At 69.3% G+C, this 15,056-nt stretch carries 12 protein-coding genes; 4 read left to right on the top strand and 8 right to left on the bottom strand.

The window, feature by feature from the left end; genetic code table 11:
• Both ACIBVQ_RS32185 and ACIBVQ_RS32180 read right to left on the bottom strand, forming a co-directional pair.
• A complete protein-coding gene (locus tag ACIBVQ_RS32185; protein WP_399182105.1) occupies positions 1 to 1,233 on the bottom strand; it encodes a cytochrome P450 in 1,233 nt (410 codons plus the stop codon).
• A gap of 221 nt (positions 1,234 to 1,454) precedes the next feature.
• Positions 1,455 to 3,026, bottom strand: coding sequence for a GMC family oxidoreductase (locus ACIBVQ_RS32180; protein ID WP_399182103.1), 1,572 nt, complete (start codon positions 3,024 to 3,026; stop codon positions 1,455 to 1,457).
• A 177-nt stretch (positions 3,027 to 3,203) separates the two neighbouring features.
• Between ACIBVQ_RS32180 and ACIBVQ_RS32175 the strand changes: the two genes are divergently transcribed.
• Positions 3,204 to 4,736, top strand: a complete 1,533-nt coding sequence (locus ACIBVQ_RS32175) for a long-chain fatty acid--CoA ligase (RefSeq protein WP_399182101.1) — start codon at positions 3,204 to 3,206, stop codon at positions 4,734 to 4,736.
• Between the two features lie 131 nt (positions 4,737 to 4,867).
• On the opposite strand, the gene ACIBVQ_RS32170 is transcribed toward ACIBVQ_RS32175, so the two are convergent.
• The 3 genes from ACIBVQ_RS32170 to ACIBVQ_RS32160 form a co-directional block, all read right to left on the bottom strand.
• The gene (locus tag ACIBVQ_RS32170; RefSeq protein WP_399182099.1) at positions 4,868 to 6,127 is read right to left on the bottom strand and encodes a class I SAM-dependent methyltransferase; all 1,260 of its coding nucleotides are present in this window, start codon (positions 6,125 to 6,127) and stop codon (positions 4,868 to 4,870) included.
• Positions 6,128 to 6,139: 12 nt separating this feature from the next.
• Positions 6,140 to 7,498, bottom strand: coding sequence for an FAD-binding oxidoreductase (locus ACIBVQ_RS32165; protein WP_352015943.1), 1,359 nt, complete (start codon positions 7,496 to 7,498; stop codon positions 6,140 to 6,142).
• A gap of 161 nt (positions 7,499 to 7,659) precedes the next feature.
• A complete protein-coding gene (locus tag ACIBVQ_RS32160) occupies positions 7,660 to 9,300 on the bottom strand; it encodes a protein kinase (RefSeq protein ID WP_352015917.1) in 1,641 nt (546 codons plus the stop codon).
• Positions 9,301 to 9,450: 150 nt separating this feature from the next.
• Between ACIBVQ_RS32160 and ACIBVQ_RS32155 the strand changes: the two genes are divergently transcribed.
• Positions 9,451 to 10,617 (top strand): CaiB/BaiF CoA transferase family protein, encoded by a 1,167-nt coding sequence (locus tag ACIBVQ_RS32155; RefSeq protein ID WP_399182096.1) that lies wholly within the window; start codon positions 9,451 to 9,453, stop codon positions 10,615 to 10,617.
• On the opposite strand, the gene ACIBVQ_RS32150 is transcribed toward ACIBVQ_RS32155, so the two are convergent.
• On the bottom strand, positions 10,614 to 11,090 hold the full coding sequence (locus tag ACIBVQ_RS32150; RefSeq protein WP_399182095.1) for a GyrI-like domain-containing protein: 477 nt from the start codon (positions 11,088 to 11,090) through the stop codon (positions 10,614 to 10,616). The genes ACIBVQ_RS32155 and ACIBVQ_RS32150 overlap by 4 nt on opposite strands.
• Before the next feature lie 161 nt (positions 11,091 to 11,251).
• Between ACIBVQ_RS32150 and ACIBVQ_RS32145 the strand changes: the two genes are divergently transcribed.
• The gene (locus ACIBVQ_RS32145) at positions 11,252 to 12,691 is read left to right on the top strand and encodes a GuaB1 family IMP dehydrogenase-related protein (protein ID WP_352015920.1); all 1,440 of its coding nucleotides are present in this window, start codon (positions 11,252 to 11,254) and stop codon (positions 12,689 to 12,691) included.
• A 58-nt stretch (positions 12,692 to 12,749) separates the two neighbouring features.
• Here the strand turns inward: ACIBVQ_RS32145 and ACIBVQ_RS32140 are convergent, their stop codons facing one another.
• Entirely contained in the window at positions 12,750 to 12,893 is a 144-nt protein-coding gene (locus ACIBVQ_RS32140) for a hypothetical protein (protein ID WP_352015921.1), read from the bottom strand.
• A gap of 252 nt (positions 12,894 to 13,145) precedes the next feature.
• Here ACIBVQ_RS32140 and ACIBVQ_RS32135 point away from each other — a divergent pair, with 252 nt between their 5' ends.
• Entirely contained in the window at positions 13,146 to 13,724 is a 579-nt protein-coding gene (locus tag ACIBVQ_RS32135; protein ID WP_352015922.1) for a general stress protein, read from the top strand.
• Between the two features lie 5 nt (positions 13,725 to 13,729).
• On the opposite strand, the gene ACIBVQ_RS32130 is transcribed toward ACIBVQ_RS32135, so the two are convergent.
• Positions 13,730 to 14,725 carry a LacI family DNA-binding transcriptional regulator gene (locus ACIBVQ_RS32130; protein WP_352015923.1) on the bottom strand — a complete coding sequence of 332 codons (996 nt, stop codon included), beginning with the start codon at positions 14,723 to 14,725 and terminating at the stop codon, positions 13,730 to 13,732.
• Between the last annotated feature and the right edge of the window lie 331 nt (positions 14,726 to 15,056).

Genomic DNA, 15,056 nt, shown 5'->3' with positions numbered 1-15,056 from the left:
TCAGAAGTCGCACTCAAGGTGCTTGATGCCGTTGATGAAGCTGGAGCGCAGCCGGACCGGTTCGCCGACGGAGCGAATGTGCGGAAGCCGGGTGAACAGCTCACGGAACATCACGGAGATCTCCCTGCGGGCCAGGTGCGCGCCCAGGCAGAAGTGCGGTCCCGGGCCGCCGAAGGCCACGTGGGGGCCGCCCGCGCGCCGGATGTCGAAGCGCAGCGGGTCGGTGAAGACGGCCTCGTCACGGTTGGCCGCCCAGTAGTAGAGCAGCACCTTGTCTCCCTCGCGATAGAGGTGGCCGTTCATCTCGTGGTCGCGGGTGAGGGTGCGGCGCATCCAGGCCACCGGTGAGGCCAGCCGGAGGATCTCCTCGACCGCGCCGGGCAGGCGGCCTTCGAGGTCGTCGAGGAGCAGCGCGCGCTGCTCGGGGTTGTCGGTGAACAGCTTCAGGCCGTGGGAGATGGCGTTGCGGGTGGTCTCGTTGCCCGCCACGACCAGCAGGATGAAGAACGAGCCGAGTTCACGCACGGTGAGCTTCTCGCCGTCGATGTCGGCGCTGGTCAGCGAGGTGATCAGCGGGCCACCGCCCTCGGCCGCCAGGGAGACGACGAGGTCCTGCAGGCACTGTCCCGCGCTGAGGAGCAGTTCAGCGGCACGGCTGACGTCCTCGATGAACTCGGGGTCACCACCGGACAGGATGACGTTCGAGGCGTCGAACACCGTCTGGTAGTGCTCGGCGCCGATGCCCATCATGTCGCAGATGATCTTCAGGGGCAGCCTCGTCGCGACCTCGGTGACGAAATCACAGCCCGGCCCCTTGGCGATCAGGTCGTCCACGATCCTGGTGGCCTCGGCGCGCACGTCGGCCTCGAAGCCACCGATCACCCTGGGGGTGAAGGCCCGTGAGACGATCCTGCGGAGCCTGGCGTGCCGGGGATCGTCCATGTTGATCATCGATCCGAAGTACTCGCCGAACTCGGGACTCAGGTCATGGATGGCCGTCGCCCCGCGTGCCGAGGAGAAGATCTCGGGGTTGCGGCTGGCCTCGACGATGTCGGCGTGCCTCACCAGCGCGTAGTAGCCCGTCCCCGGCAGGGCGAAGCTGATGTCGGGTTCGGTGAACCTCATCGGGGCGGGCTGGGCGCGCAGCAACGCGAAGGCCTCCTCCCGCTCGGCCATCGGACGCTCCCAGAAGGAGATTTTCGAGAGGTCGATGTCCGACAGTGAGACGGTCACCCCAGCTCCCCATTTGCCGATCCTGTCATGTGACTTTCCGTTCGAAGAGTGCTGAACGGGACCGCACGGATCGTGAAGGCCGGATGCTTCGATCACGGAGAACACACGCGCGCACACCGGGAGTCACGACTCGATCCCATGGCGGAACCTAACACCTGCCCCATGGTGCGGGCCGGGATTCCCCGCAGAATCCCCCGTGAATCGAAAAGGACCTCCGGGGGTCACGAACCTCCGGCGATCAGTTCGGCGGCCTTTTCCGCGATCATGACGGTGGGGGCGTGGGTGTGGCCCCGGTTGATCACCGGCATGACCGACGCGTCGGCCACGCGCAGCCCCTCGATCCCGCGAACCCGCAGGCTCGGGTCGACCACCGCGTCCGCGTCCTCGCCCATGCGGCAGGTCCCAACCGGGTGGTAGAGGGTCTCGCTGCGTTCACGGATCCAGCCGATGAGCTCCTCCTCGCTGTCGGCCCCCCGGTACGGGTCCATGGGGGCCCCCGCGAACGGCAGGAGCGCCGAGGTCGCGAACAGTTCCTTGGCCTTTCTCAGTCCGGCGACCTGTCTCCTGAGGTCGGCCTCCGCGGTGAGATAGGCGGGGTCGATGGCCACGTCACGCCCCTGGAGGAAGATCCGCCCCCTGCTCTCCGGCCGCAGGAGGATGGAGGCGATGGTCAGGCCGTGCGCGGGTGGCCGGGTGAGCCCGTGGTCGATGAAGGGCACGGGGGCGAAGATCAGCTCGATGTCGGGGGCCGGTTCGTCCGGCGAGGTCTTGATGAAGGCCACCGCCTCGCCGACGTTCGAGGTGAGCATGCCGTTCCTGCCGACCAGGAAGCGCAGCAGGTTGCCGACCGACTCGGCCTTGGCGAGCGTGACCGGTTCCGGGCAGTGCAGGATGACCCCGGAGGCGAGGTGGTCCTGGAGGTTGGCGCCGACCTGGGGAAGGTCGGCGAGCGGCTCGATGCCCTGGGCGAGCAGGTCGTCGGCGGCTCCGACGCCCGACAGCATCAGCAGGTGCGGCGAGCCGATCGCCCCCGCCGACAGGACGACCTCCCTGCGTGCCCGCACGACCGTGCCGCCGTCCCTGCCGCCTCCGTCGTTCGCGGGGGCACACTCGACGCCTGTCGCACGCCCCTCCTCGATCAGCACCCTGCGTACCTGGCGGGAGGTCAGAACGGTGAGGTTGGGTCTCCTTACGGCCGGCCTCAGGTAGGCGTCGGCGGAGCTGCAACGGCGGCCCCTGTCCTGGGTGACGGGGGTCGGGGAGCAGCCCTCGTTCGAGGGGCCGTTCAGCTCGTCGAGGCGGGTGAGCCCGGCCTCCTCGCAGGCCTTCAGGAACACCGGGGTCAGCGGATTGGGGCTGCGCAGCTCAGAGATGCGGACCGGGCCCGCGGTGCCGTACACGTCGCCGCGGTTGGAGCCCACCCGGCCCTCGGCCCGGCGGAAGTACGGCAGGACCTCCTCGTAGGACCAGCCGGGCACGTCCCATCCGTCGTAGTCCGCCCGGTGCCCGCGCACCCACATCTGGGCGTTCATCGAGGAGGAGCCGCCGAGCATCCGGCCGCGCGGCCAGTAGAGCCGCCTGCCCGACAGGCCTGGCTGCTCGACGGTGGTGAAGTTCCAGTCGCAACCGGTCTTGAAGAGCCGGGCGAACCCGGCGGGCATCCTGACCTCCAGCTTGTCGGCCGGTCCGCCCGCCTCGATCAGCGCCACCGTCGTCGCCGGGTCGGCGGACAGCCGGTTCGCCAGCACACACCCCGCCGACCCCGCCCCCACGATCACATAGTCGTACTCCACTGCGCACTGCCCCTTCGTCGCACGAACGGACGGCCCGCCTACCCTCGGTAAGCGGGCTCACATCTGCTTACCCTGAGGTGCTTTACGCGTCAATTCGTAACCATTGTTACCTACCGGTAGGTATCTCCGCCCTGAAAAGATGGCACGGGACAGATCCCGCCCTGGAGGAGGACGCCCATGCTCAATCTGTCGATCGTCCTGGAGGACAGTGCCCGCCAGCAGCCCGACCGCACCGCGATCGTCTTCGGCGACCTGCGGCTGCCGTACTCGCTGGTCGACACCATCGCCAACCAGGTCGCCAACCTGCTGGTCTCCAGAGGCGTCGGCAGAGGGGACCGGGTCGCGCTGGCCTGTCCGAATCTGCCCTACTTCCCCTTCGTGTACTACGGCATCCTCAAGACGGGCGCCACGGTCGTGCCGCTCAACGTGCTCCTGCAGCCCAGGGAGATCGCCTATCACCTGCGGGACGCCGAGGCCAAGGCCTTCTTCTGCTTCGAGGGCACGCCCGAACTGCCGCTGGGCGAGCGGGGCAGGGCGGGCTTCGAGGAGTCCGAGCCGACCGAGCACTTCATCGTCCTGCCCGCCACCGCCTTCGCCACCGAGTCCGAGCACGGCGAGACCCTGTGGGCGGCGCTTGACGGCGTTCCCGGGCAGTTCCAGACCGTGCAGACCGCACCGGACGACACCGCGGTGATCCTCTACACCAGCGGCACCACGGGACAGCCGAAGGGCGCGGAGCTGAGCCACCAGAACATGCTGCTCAACGCCATGGTCTCGGACGAGATGTTCCCGCGCTCCGAGGGCGGTGACGCCTTCCTGGCCGCGCTGCCGCTGTTCCACTCCTTCGGCCAGACCACGGTGCTGAACCTGGGGTTCCGGCGCCGGGCGACCATCGTGCTCATGCCGCGTTTCGAGCCGGGCCCGGCGCTCGAACTGATGCGCGCGGAGAACGTCACGCTGTTCGCGGGCGTGCCGACGATGTACTGGGCCATGCTGACCAGGGTTCACGACGGTGACGCGGTCCCCTCCTCGCTGAGGGTCGCGGTCTCCGGCGGCGCCTCCCTGCCCGGTGAGGTGCTCAGGGACTTCGAGGCCACCTTCGGGATCGGCATCCTGGAGGGCTACGGCCTGTCGGAGACCTCCCCGGTGGCCAGCTTCAACCAGCTCGGCAGGCCGACCAAGCCCGGCACGATCGGCACGCCGGTCTGGGGCGTGGAGATGAGGCTGATCGACGGAGGCTGGAAGACGGTCGAGGGCGAGGGTCCCGGGGAGATCGCCGTCCGCGGCCACAACGTGATGAAGGGCTACTACAACCGCCCCGAGGCCACCGCGGAGGTCATGAACGACGGCTGGTTCCGCACCGGCGACATCGCCGTGCGTGACGCCGACGGCTACTACACGATCATCGACCGGGCCAAGGACATGATCATCCGGGGTGGCTTCAACGTCTACCCGCGTGAGGTCGAGGAGGTGCTGATGACCCACCCCGGCGTCTCCCTCGCCGCGGTGGTCGGAGTCCCCCACGACTCGCACGGCGAGGAGGTCAAGGCCTATGTCATCCGCACCCAGGGGGCGACGCTCACCGAGGACGAGCTGGCCGCCTGGGCCAGGGAGAACATGGCGGCCTACAAGTATCCCCGTTTCGTCGAGTTCCGTGAGACCCTCCCGATGACCGCGACCGGCAAGATCCTCAAGCGTGAGCTGAGGTAGGGGGCCCGGCCCTCCATCGCCTCCAGGGCCGTTCCGAACCCGGAAGGCCGCGGCCCGCACCCCGGTGGATGCGGGCCGTGGCCCCTGGTGATGAGTCCGGTACGAGGCCCCCGCGAAGAGACCGGTTGAGGTCAGGGCCAGTCGAGAGCCGGACGCAGCGGCACACCGGCCACGCCCTTGTCGTCGAGTTTCACGCCCAGGACCTGGTGGAGCTGGACCTTGTTGCGCTCGAAGCCGACCACGCACCCGGCCATGTAGAGCCGCCACACCCTGGCCGTCCCCTGTCCGACCTCCTCGACCGCCTCGTCCCAGTGGTCGTCGAGGTTGGCGCACCAGTGGCGCAGGGTCTGCGCGTAGTGCTCACGCAGGTTCTCCTCGTGGCGGATCTCGAAGCCGAGGTCCTCCATCTGGCGAATGAGGTGGCCGACCGACTCAAGCTCACCGTCGGGGAAGACGTAGCGGTTGATGAAGCCGCCCGCGTTGATGGTCTTCTCCACGCCGGTGGGCCTGGTGATGCAGTGGTTGAGGATGCGCCCGCCGGGCACCAGCTTGCCGTACAGGAACTTGAAGTAGAACGACAGCTGGTCCTTGCCGATGTGCTCGGTCAGGCCGATCGAGCTCACGGCGTCGAAGCCGCTCTCCTGGACGTCCCGGTAGTCCATGTGACGGACCTCGGCCAGCTCGCTGAGCCCCGCCTCGGCGATGGCCTTCTGCGCCCATTCGGCCTGCTGACGCGAGAGGGTGACCCCCAGCGCCTTCACGCCGTACTCACGGGCGGCGTGCATGACCATGCCGCCCCAGCCGCAGCCCACGTCCAGCAGCCGCATGCCCGGCTTCAGGCCGAGCTTCTTGGCCACCAGGTCGAACTTGGCGTACTGCGCCTCCTCAAGTGAGGACTCCTCGGTCGGGTAGACCGCGCAGGTGTAGGCCATGGAGGGGCCGAGCACCCAGGAGTAGAACTTGTTGGAGACGTCGTAGTGGTGGTGGATCGCCTCGGCGTCACGCTGCTTGGCGTGCCTGCTGCCCATCTTCGCGAGCATGCTGCGCCGCACCTCCTGGGGGGGAGGCGGCACCCGCATCATCAGGGGTTTGACGCCGAGCGCGCGGATCGCGGCGAGCTTCTGCGCCGTGGTGATGTCGTTGATGGTGAGTGACCACATGCGCGCCAGCAGGGAGTACATGTCCCCGTCGACGTCGAGGTGCCCCGAGACATACGCCCTGGCCAGACCCAGCTCACCCGGAGCCTGGGCTAGATAGGCCACAGCGATCGGAGACTTGACCTCGACACCGATGTCGGCGCTGTCCGGACCCGCCTTACTGCCGTCGTACGCTCTGAAACGAATCCCCGCCTCCGAGCCGACGACCATCTCGAAGATCTCTGCGAGTTTCACAGATTCAACCTCCTAACGCCCCCGCACACACTTGTCGTAGAGGTCGAGCAACCGGCCACCCGCGTCGTATGCCCGCTTTACTGGCCAGTAGGCCGTTCCGTTATAGAACTGCCAGAACTCGTCCTCCCCGTAGAACGACGTCGAGTACAGCGACTTGTGCCCCTCCAGCTCGTGCACCCTGCGTTCGATGAGACGGTTGTAGTAGCCGTCGAACTGCCCTCTGGGCAACGGCACCGTACCCCAGAAGCCGAAGTTGACATACAGTCGCCCCGGCTCAAGGGGGTAGAGCGGCCACTGCCCGGTCGCCTTCAGGGGGCACATCCACACCGGCTCCATGCCGACCTTGTCGTGGAAGAACTCAAGGAACTCGGCTCCGCGCTCGACGGGCACCTCGATGTCCTGGATGACCGACTCCTGCAGCGGACGGCCACGCCAGCGGTCGATCCTGGCGATCACGCCGTACTTGCGGTCGAGGCCCACGAGCCTGCGGTAGACGTCCGAGCGCATCCACTTGCGCGGCATCAGCGAGCGCACCAGCGGCTCCTGCACGCCGAAGGCCCGCGAGCACCAGAACCAGTCGGTGTCCCAGCGCCAGATGTAGTCGCGGACGGTCAGCCAGTCACGGGTCCTGGTCTGGATCGACCGGTAGTAGATGCGCATGCCCGTGTAGTCGGACAGATAAGGTGCCTTCTCCGCGAAGCGCCCGACGGTGATGTAGAGCTCGCCGGGGCCGAAGAACGTGCCGTCCACGAAGTCGACCGGCTCACCGTCGTGCTCGCCGCGCTCGCAGATCTCCTTCATGGCGATCATGCACTTGTCGGCGTCGGTGAAGGGGATGTGGGTCAGCCGGACGTACGGCTGCACACGCTTGAGCTTGATCCGGATCCGCAGCGCGTAGCCCAGCGTGCCGTAGGAGTTGGGGAAGGCGTGGAACAGGTCGCTGTGCTCGTTGTCGGCACGCGCGACGACGACACGGCCGTCACCGGTGAGGATCTCCAGCTCCTCGACCGACTCGTGCGGGAGCCCGTCGCGGAAGCTGGTCGACTCGATGCCCAGCCCCGTCACCGCCCCGCCCAGCGTGATCGTCTTGAGCTGCGGCACGACGTACGGCATGAGCCCGTGCGGGAGGGTGGCGTCCACCAGGTTCTCGTAGGTGGTCATGCCCTGCACCTCGGCGGTCATCGCCACCGGATCGACCTCGATGACCCGGTCGAGGTCACGTGCGGACAGGCGCGCCCCCTGCGAGCCCTCCCTGAAGCGGAACAGGTTCGTGGTCGCCTTCGCCAGCCGTGGCGCGGAGCCGCCGGGAATCGCGGCGTAGGAGTCCCTGATCTGCTCAACGGCACGCCGATGTGCCGACATCTGTGTCATCTGTTCCACAGGTCCTCACCCCCAGGGCTCCCACAGTAAAGATCGCCTCTAGCACGTTATATCTCTGATGTCCCGGGAGCCATGCGGGACACGTTAAACGCGTGGAAACTCTACGGGGGTCCCGTCCCCGGCGTCTCTCCGGCCACCGGCCCGCTCCGCCGTCACTCGCCTCCGCGCGGGTGGAAGCTGTCCATGACCTGGTTCATCAGACCGGTTCCCGCCTTCCACTCGGAGGCCACGGTGGTCCAGCTCACCACCATGACCGTGTCACCGACGCCGATGAACCGGCTGATCTCGTGGTAGGTGGTCCCGGGGGTCGCCCACGGCACACCGCCGACGTCCCTGGCCGTCCAGGTGAACTCCCACTGCAGGCCCGCGCCGTACTTCAGGGGGATGCGCGCCGTACGGTCGGTGCCGATGTCGCTCCACTGCGCCGTGTTCTCCTTGACGGTCCGCTGGAGCGTCTCCAGGCTTCCCAGTTGCCCGGGAAGCACCTCGACCGCCATGTGGGCCCGGCCGTCCGAGCGCAGCCACTGGGTGTAGCCGGTCTCCGGGGCGTAGTCCCCCTTCCAGCCCGCCGGGTAGCCGATGGACCAGTTCTCCGGGGACCTGGCCCGCCAGGTGCGCAACCGGGAGGCCGGGGCGGCGGTCCTGGTCTTGACGGGGGTCGGGGCGGGAGTCGCGGACGGCGAGGTCGTCTCGGCGCTCACCTCGGCGACCGGCGAGGGGTCGCCGGAGCCCGCCGGCTCAGGGAACTGCGCCTTCACCGGTGAGACCGTGACGGTGTTCGCGTTCGCCATCGCCACCGCCACGGCGCTGCCTCCGGCGACGAGAACCACCGCGGCGGTGATCAGCGCGGTCTTGCCGCCGCCCACGCCGGCCTGCCGCCTGCGCCGCCGCCTCGCGGGGGGCTCGGGTGCTTCAGGGATCTCGGTGGTCGCCGAGGTCGTGTGCTCGGCTCGCACGGCGCGGCGCGGCATGGTCCCCGAGGGGTCGTTGATCGCCTCGGTCAGCAGCAGGTCGGCCTGCTCGGCGCTCAGCCTGCGCGCCGGATCGCGCTGGAGCAGCCCGGTCAGCACCTCGCGCATCGCCCGGGGCACCCGGTCGAAGTCGGGTTCCTCGGTGAGGAGCGCGCCGAGGGTGGCGATGGCGTCACGGCGTTCGAAGGGGCCGTGGCCGATCAGCGCGGCGTACAGGGTGGCGCCCAGCGCCCACAGGTCCGACCAGGGCCCGACGTCGCCGTTCGCGGCGCGTTCCGGGGGCAGGAAGCTCGGCGAGCCGGTCACCATGCCGGTCTGGGTGAGGGAGGTGTCACCCTCGACGGTGGCGATCCCGAAGTCGGTGAGCACGGCCCGGCCCTCGGCGTCCAACAGGATGTTGCTCGGTTTGACGTCACGGTGCAGGATGCCCGCCTCGTGGGCCGCCCTGAGGGCGGACAGCACCTGACGACCGACCTCGGCGACCTGCCGGACCGGCAGGATGCCCGCCTCGTCGAGCCCCCGCGCCCTGACGAGTTCCATGACGATCCAGGGACGCCCGTCCTGCTCGGCGACGTCGTAGACCGCCACGATGTTGCGGTGGTTGAGCCTGGCGGCGGTCCTGGCCTCGCGAGAGGTGCGGGCGAGCTGGCGTTGGTGCTCCGCGGGGGCGAGATTGGGCGGCAGGAGAACCTCCTTGACCGCGACCGGGCGGTCCAGGAGGGTGTCGTGCCCCTCCCACACCACCCCCATGCCCCCGCGGCCGAGCTCTCTCAACAGCCGATAACGCCCAGCGACCACCCGTTCACTGTGCGGATATGTCATCGCACGACCCCTGTCCCATCCAGATAGGGCGCAAGTTTCCCATATCACTCGGACACCGCGCGGGCCACCGAGAGATGTCTTGCCAGCGAAAGCCGAACGTTGTTCTACTTGCCGGAAGGAGACTCTGGGACCTTACCAAGGGACCACCGGTTGCGACGGACCGAACATGAGGAGGACGCCCCGGTGGAGCACGTCACCAGGACCGGGCCGCTGACCGGAGTGCGTGTACTGGAGCTGGCCGGGCTGGCTCCCGGGCCGTTCGCGGGGATGATGCTGGCCGACCACGGCGCGCGGGTGCTGCGGATCGAACGCGTCGCCGTGGTCACCGCCGAGTCGGACGCCCCCCGGCGCCAGGTCATGGACCGGGGCAAGCGGACGATCGGTCTCGACCTGAAGTCCCCCGAGGGCGTGGCGGCCTTCAGGCGCCTGGCCCGGGAGGCGGACGTGGTCATCGAGGTCTACCGGCCGGGGGTCGCCGAGCGGCTCGGCATCGGCCCCGCCGACCTGCACGCGGTCAACCCGCGCCTCGTCTACGGGCGGATGACCGGCTGGGGCCAGGAGGGACCGCTGGCGCGGACCGCCGGGCACGACATCGACTATCTCGCGGCCTCCGGCGTGCTCTCGGCGCTCGGCCGCGAGGGGGAACGCCCCCTGCCGCCGGTCAACCTGCTCGGCGACTTCGCGGGCGGAGGCCTCATGCTCGCCTACGGCGTACTGCTCGCGCTGCTCGAACGCGAGTGCACAGGACGGGGACGGGTGGTCGACGCCGCCATGGTCGACGGGGCCGCGGCGCTGTTCGCGATGTTCTACGACCGGGTCCAGGACGGCTCGTGGGGTCCGCGCGGCACCAATCTGCTCGACACCGGAGCCCCCATGTACGACACCTACGAGACCGCCGACGGCGGGTTCGTCGCGGTCGGCGCGCTCGAACCGCGGTTCTGGGCGGAGCTTGTCTCCCTGATGGGCCTGACCGGCCTGCCCGACCGGAACGACCGGGCGAACTGGCCCGAGCTGCGGCGCAGGCTGACCGAGGCCTTCCTGTCCAGGACGCGCGCGCAGTGGCAGGAGGTGTTCGAGGGCTCCGACGCGTGTGTGTTCCCGGTGCTCGACACGGCCGAGGCGGCCCGGCATCCGCACAACAGGGCCCGCGGCACCTTCGTCGAGGCCGGGGGCGTCCTCCAGCCCGCTCCCGCGCCACGCCTGCTCGGTGTCCCCGAGCAGGATCTCTCGCCCGCGACCCGGCTCACCGACCTGTCGTCCTGGGGCCTGCCCCCGGCCGAGCAGGCCAGGCTTCGCGAGGCCGGGGTGCTCGCCTAACCCGCGGGGCGCATCGAGGGGAAGACCGCGACGTAGAGGTCTGCGCCCTCGGCGTGGTGGATCTCCAGGTCGGTGGTGAAGGCGCGGGCGGGCGAGCCGCCGGACTCGGTGTGCTTCCACACCTGCTGCCAGGCCTCAAGGAGCGCCCCCGGCATGGGGCCGCGCGCCTCGACCTTCAGCGCCTGGACGCCGGGCACCCGTACCGCGACCATGCCCTCGGGCAGCGCGGCGGCGCTGCGCACGGCCACCCCGACGACCTGCGTGTAGGCGCCGTGATGGTCGCTCTCGTAGTCGGTCAGCACGGCGTAGAGGTTCTCGTCGATCCGTCCCGGCACGTGCGCGAAGGCCCCGGGAACACTCGCCCGCGCCCACAACGCGCCAAGCCGTCCCCGCCCCTGCTCCAGTTCCTCCGCGTTGGAGGTCCGTACGGCATGGCCGACGACAAGCATTTCGGACCGATCGACAACGATCACAGCGCCTCCTTACGGCCATCCAGTGAACTCCGCTCAAACCGGATCTTAGTGCCCTCCCAGAGTGCCGGCTCCTCTTTGAGATCTTCAAAAGCGGGAAGGCCTATTCGTAACCATTCATCGGAGTATTTACCGGATCATTCACCGGAACAGGATGGAAGAACGTGAAATTTCTCAACGAGATGGTGCCTGCTCATGAGCTGACCTACAGCGATGTGTTCATGGTGCCGTCACGCTCCTCCGTCGGCTCCCGGCTGGCCGTCGACCTCTCGACCCACGACGGCACGGGAACGACGATTCCGGTCGTGGTGGCCAACATGACGGCCGTCGCGGGACGCAGGATGGCCGAGACCGTCGCCCGGCGCGGCGGGATCGCGGTGATCCCCCAGGACATCCCCAGCGAGGTCGTCGCCGACGTGGTCGACTGGGTCAAGAAGCGCGATCTGGTGCACGACACCCCGCTCACCCTCACCCCGCACGACACCGTCGGCAAGGCCCTGAGCCTGCTGCCCAAGAGGGCGCACGGCGCGATCATCATCGTCAACTGGGACAACCGCCCCGTCGGCGTGGTCACCGAGGGAGACTGCGCGGGCGTGGACATGTACACCCAGTTGTCCCAGGTGATGTCGGATCACCTGCTCACCCTGCCCGCCGGTCTCGACCCGCGCGAGGCCTTCGACCGTCTCCACGACGGACGGCACAGACTCGCCCCGATCGTGGACGAGGAGGGCCGCCTGGTCGGCATCCTGACCAGGACCGGCTCGCTGCGGGCCACGCTGTACCGGCCGGCGACCGACGCCGCGGGCAGGCTGCGCGTCGCCGCGGCGGTCGGCGTCAACGGGGACGTCGCGGCCAAGGCCAAGGAGCTGCTCGAAGCCGGGATCGACTGCCTGGTCGTGGACACCGCCCACGGGCACCAGGAGAAGATGATCGGCGCCCTGCGGGCGGTCCGCTCGCTCGGTCCCGGCGTGCCGGTCGCGGCGGGCAACGTCGTCACCGCGGAGGGGGTGCGCGACCTGGTCGAGGCCGGGGCGGACATCCTCAAGGTCGGGGTCGGGCCGGGGGCCATGTGCACGACCCGGATGATGACCGGGGTCGGGCGCCCGCAGTTCTCCGCCGTGCTCGAATGCGCCGCCGAGGCCCGCCGTCTCGGCCGGCACGTCTGGGCCGACGGCGGTGTCCGGCATCCCAGGGACGTCGCCCTGGCCCTGGCCGCGGGGGCGGCGAACGTGATGATCGGCTCCTGGTTCGCCGGCACCTACGAGTCTCCCGGCGACGCGAGGACCGACGCCGAGGGACGCAGGTACAAGGAGAACTTCGGCATGGCCTCCGCCCGCGCCGTGAAACTGCGAACCGCGGAGGACTCCCCGTTCGAGCGGGCCCGCAAGGCGCTCTTCGAGGAGGGGATCTCCACTTCGCGGATGTATCTCGATCCGGCCAGACCCAGCGTCGAGGACCAGATCGACGCCATCGTGGCGGGGTTGCGGTCTTCGTGCACCTACGCGGGCGCCTCGACCTTGGAGGAGTTCCACGAGCGCGCGGTGATCGGGGTCCAGAGTTCGTCGGGCTACACCGAGGGCATGCCCCTGCACCAGAGCTGGTGACCCGGCCGCCGCGCGCCGCTTTCGCGCCGGGGCGCCCTCGCCCCGGCGCGAAAGAACGTCACCTGCGGTAACGCGGCTGCAACACGTGCTCCGCCCGGTCCTCCAGCTGCATCCGCCTGGCCGGATAACGAGTGAGCCTGCACAGCGCCATCAGCCCCGCCAGGGCCAGCACTGCTTCGATCATCATGATGAATGCGATCATTTCGGGTTCCTTCGCGGACCTGGCGCCGACGATCCCTGCCCACCCGCCGTCTGCGCCACTCGTAAGAACCTTAACAGTGGATCAGGGGATTTGTCCCTCAATGTCCACTTTCGTGGGAAAAGTTTTCACTTGGAAGCTTTCTCACAGACTACCAGGGGCTGACAAGCCATGACCAGGTCGAACGCATGTCCCCCTCCTCACGGGGTAGCCGACGGCCCGAATCCCCGACCACACAAGGGAAGGCGAACGGACATGGCACGGTTATCGACCACCCCGGACACCCCCGTCGTCGTCGACCGCAGGGTTCTCGTCGGCTACGACAACTATCCAGCGGCCCAGCGAGCCGTGGACGGGCTCTCCGACGCCGGGTTCCCCGTCGAGTACGTGACGATCTTCGGCAGCGACCTCCGTCTTGAGGAGACCGTCACCGGCAGGATGACGAACGGCAAGGCCGCCCTCACCGGGGCCGGCGGCGGCGCGGTCTTCGGCGCCGTCGTGGGGATGTTCCTCGGTGTCTTCACCTCGACGACGATGTCGTTCGTGGTCCTGGTGCTCTGGGCGGCGCTCTGGGGCACGGTGACGGGGGCGGCCTTCGGCTTCGTCAACCACTTCTTCACCGGCGGCAGGAGGGACTTCGCCTCACGCAGCGCGATCGTGGCGGGCCGCTACGACGTGCTGGTCGCCGCCTCCCACCTCGACCACGCCCGCGCCGTCCTCGACGGTGGCCCGCGGCCCGCGGACACGGTGGTCGTCGAGCCCGCTCCGTCGGCCGGGCCGTACGAGCCCGGCCTGCCCCGCCAGGAGGGCCCCTCCTCCCGGCAGCGGACCTGAGCCCGTTACGAGGACGACCTCACGACGAGCCTCGTCGGCATGACCAGCGGCTCGGCCGGGTCCCCCTGGATCAGGCCGAGCAGCAGCCGGACCATGGCGGCCGCCTGCTCGGCGTGCGGGCTGTGGACACTCGTCAGCGGTGGGTCGGTGTAACGCGCCGCCTCCACGTCGTCGTAGCCGACCACCGCGACGTCGTCGGGAACACCTCTGCCCGCCTCGCGCAGGGCCCGCATCGCGCCGATGGCCATCAGGTCGTTGGCGGCGAACACCGCGTCCAGGAGCGGGTCGTCGGCCAGCAGCTGGCGCATGGCGACCGCGCCCGACTCCCTGGTGAAGTCGCCGACCGCGATGATCGAACGACGGTCGGAGTCACGCAGCGTCTCGCGGTAGCCGGTGAGCCGGTCCTGCCCCGCGGTCATGTCCAGCGGCCCGGCGATGGTCGCGATCCGCCGTCTGCCCCGTTCCAGCAGGTGCCCGACCGCCTGTTTCGCGCCGCCCACGTTGTCACCGTCCACGTACGGCACGGCGACCGGCGCGGCGGGCCTGCCGTACGAGACGACCGGGACGCGCAGCCGGGTGAGCGCGCCGGGCAGCGGGTCCGCTCCCCGGCCGGACACGAGCATGACCCCGTCGACGTGGCCGCCCGCCACGTACTTCTCCACCCTCGCGTGGCTCTCCGGCGATCCGGCGGGCAGTAGCACGACCTGCTTGCCCGCGGTCTCCAGTTCCAGGCTCGCCGCCCGGATGACGGTGGAGAACATCGGGTCGTCGGAGAAGGCCCGGTCCGGGTGCTCGGAGACGACCAGCGCGACGGAGTTGGTCCGCTGGGTCACGAGGTTCCTGGCCGCGCCGTTGGGGACGTAACCCAGTTCGTCGACCGCCCGCATCACCACGTCGCGGATGTCGGGGGTGACGGTCGGCTGGCCGTTGACCACGCGGGAGACGGTCGAACGGGACACCCCGGCACGGGCGGCGACCGCCTCCAGGGTGGGTCTTCTCATCTGTTTTCCCCCGCTTGTCGACACCACGGCGTAATGCCCTCGGGTGGCGAGTCGGGCGCGCGAGGTCGCGCGGGTCCGCGCCGGTCTCCCGGCCTGCTCGGCATTATCCGGCATTATGCGTCAGCCGCCTGAACGGACGGCCCGGAGCGCCCACCCCCACGCCGATCGCGGCGCGCACGGCACACCGTTGGCCGTCGCGGCACCTCCCGCCGAGGTCACGGCGATGATCGCGAGGTGTCCGTCCCCCCGCATCTCATATGTCGGCCGGACCCCGTAGAGTCGTTCGGCCGACCGGAAAGCGGCCGGCGTGCATCAACCGACGCGCACCCAA

Source organism: Streptosporangium sp. NPDC049376, assembly GCF_044466505.1.
Classification (GTDB): Bacteria; Actinomycetota; Actinomycetes; order Streptosporangiales; family Streptosporangiaceae; genus Streptosporangium.
Note: the sequence above shows the minus strand (reverse complement) of the source record. Positions and strands in the feature narration are given on the sequence as shown.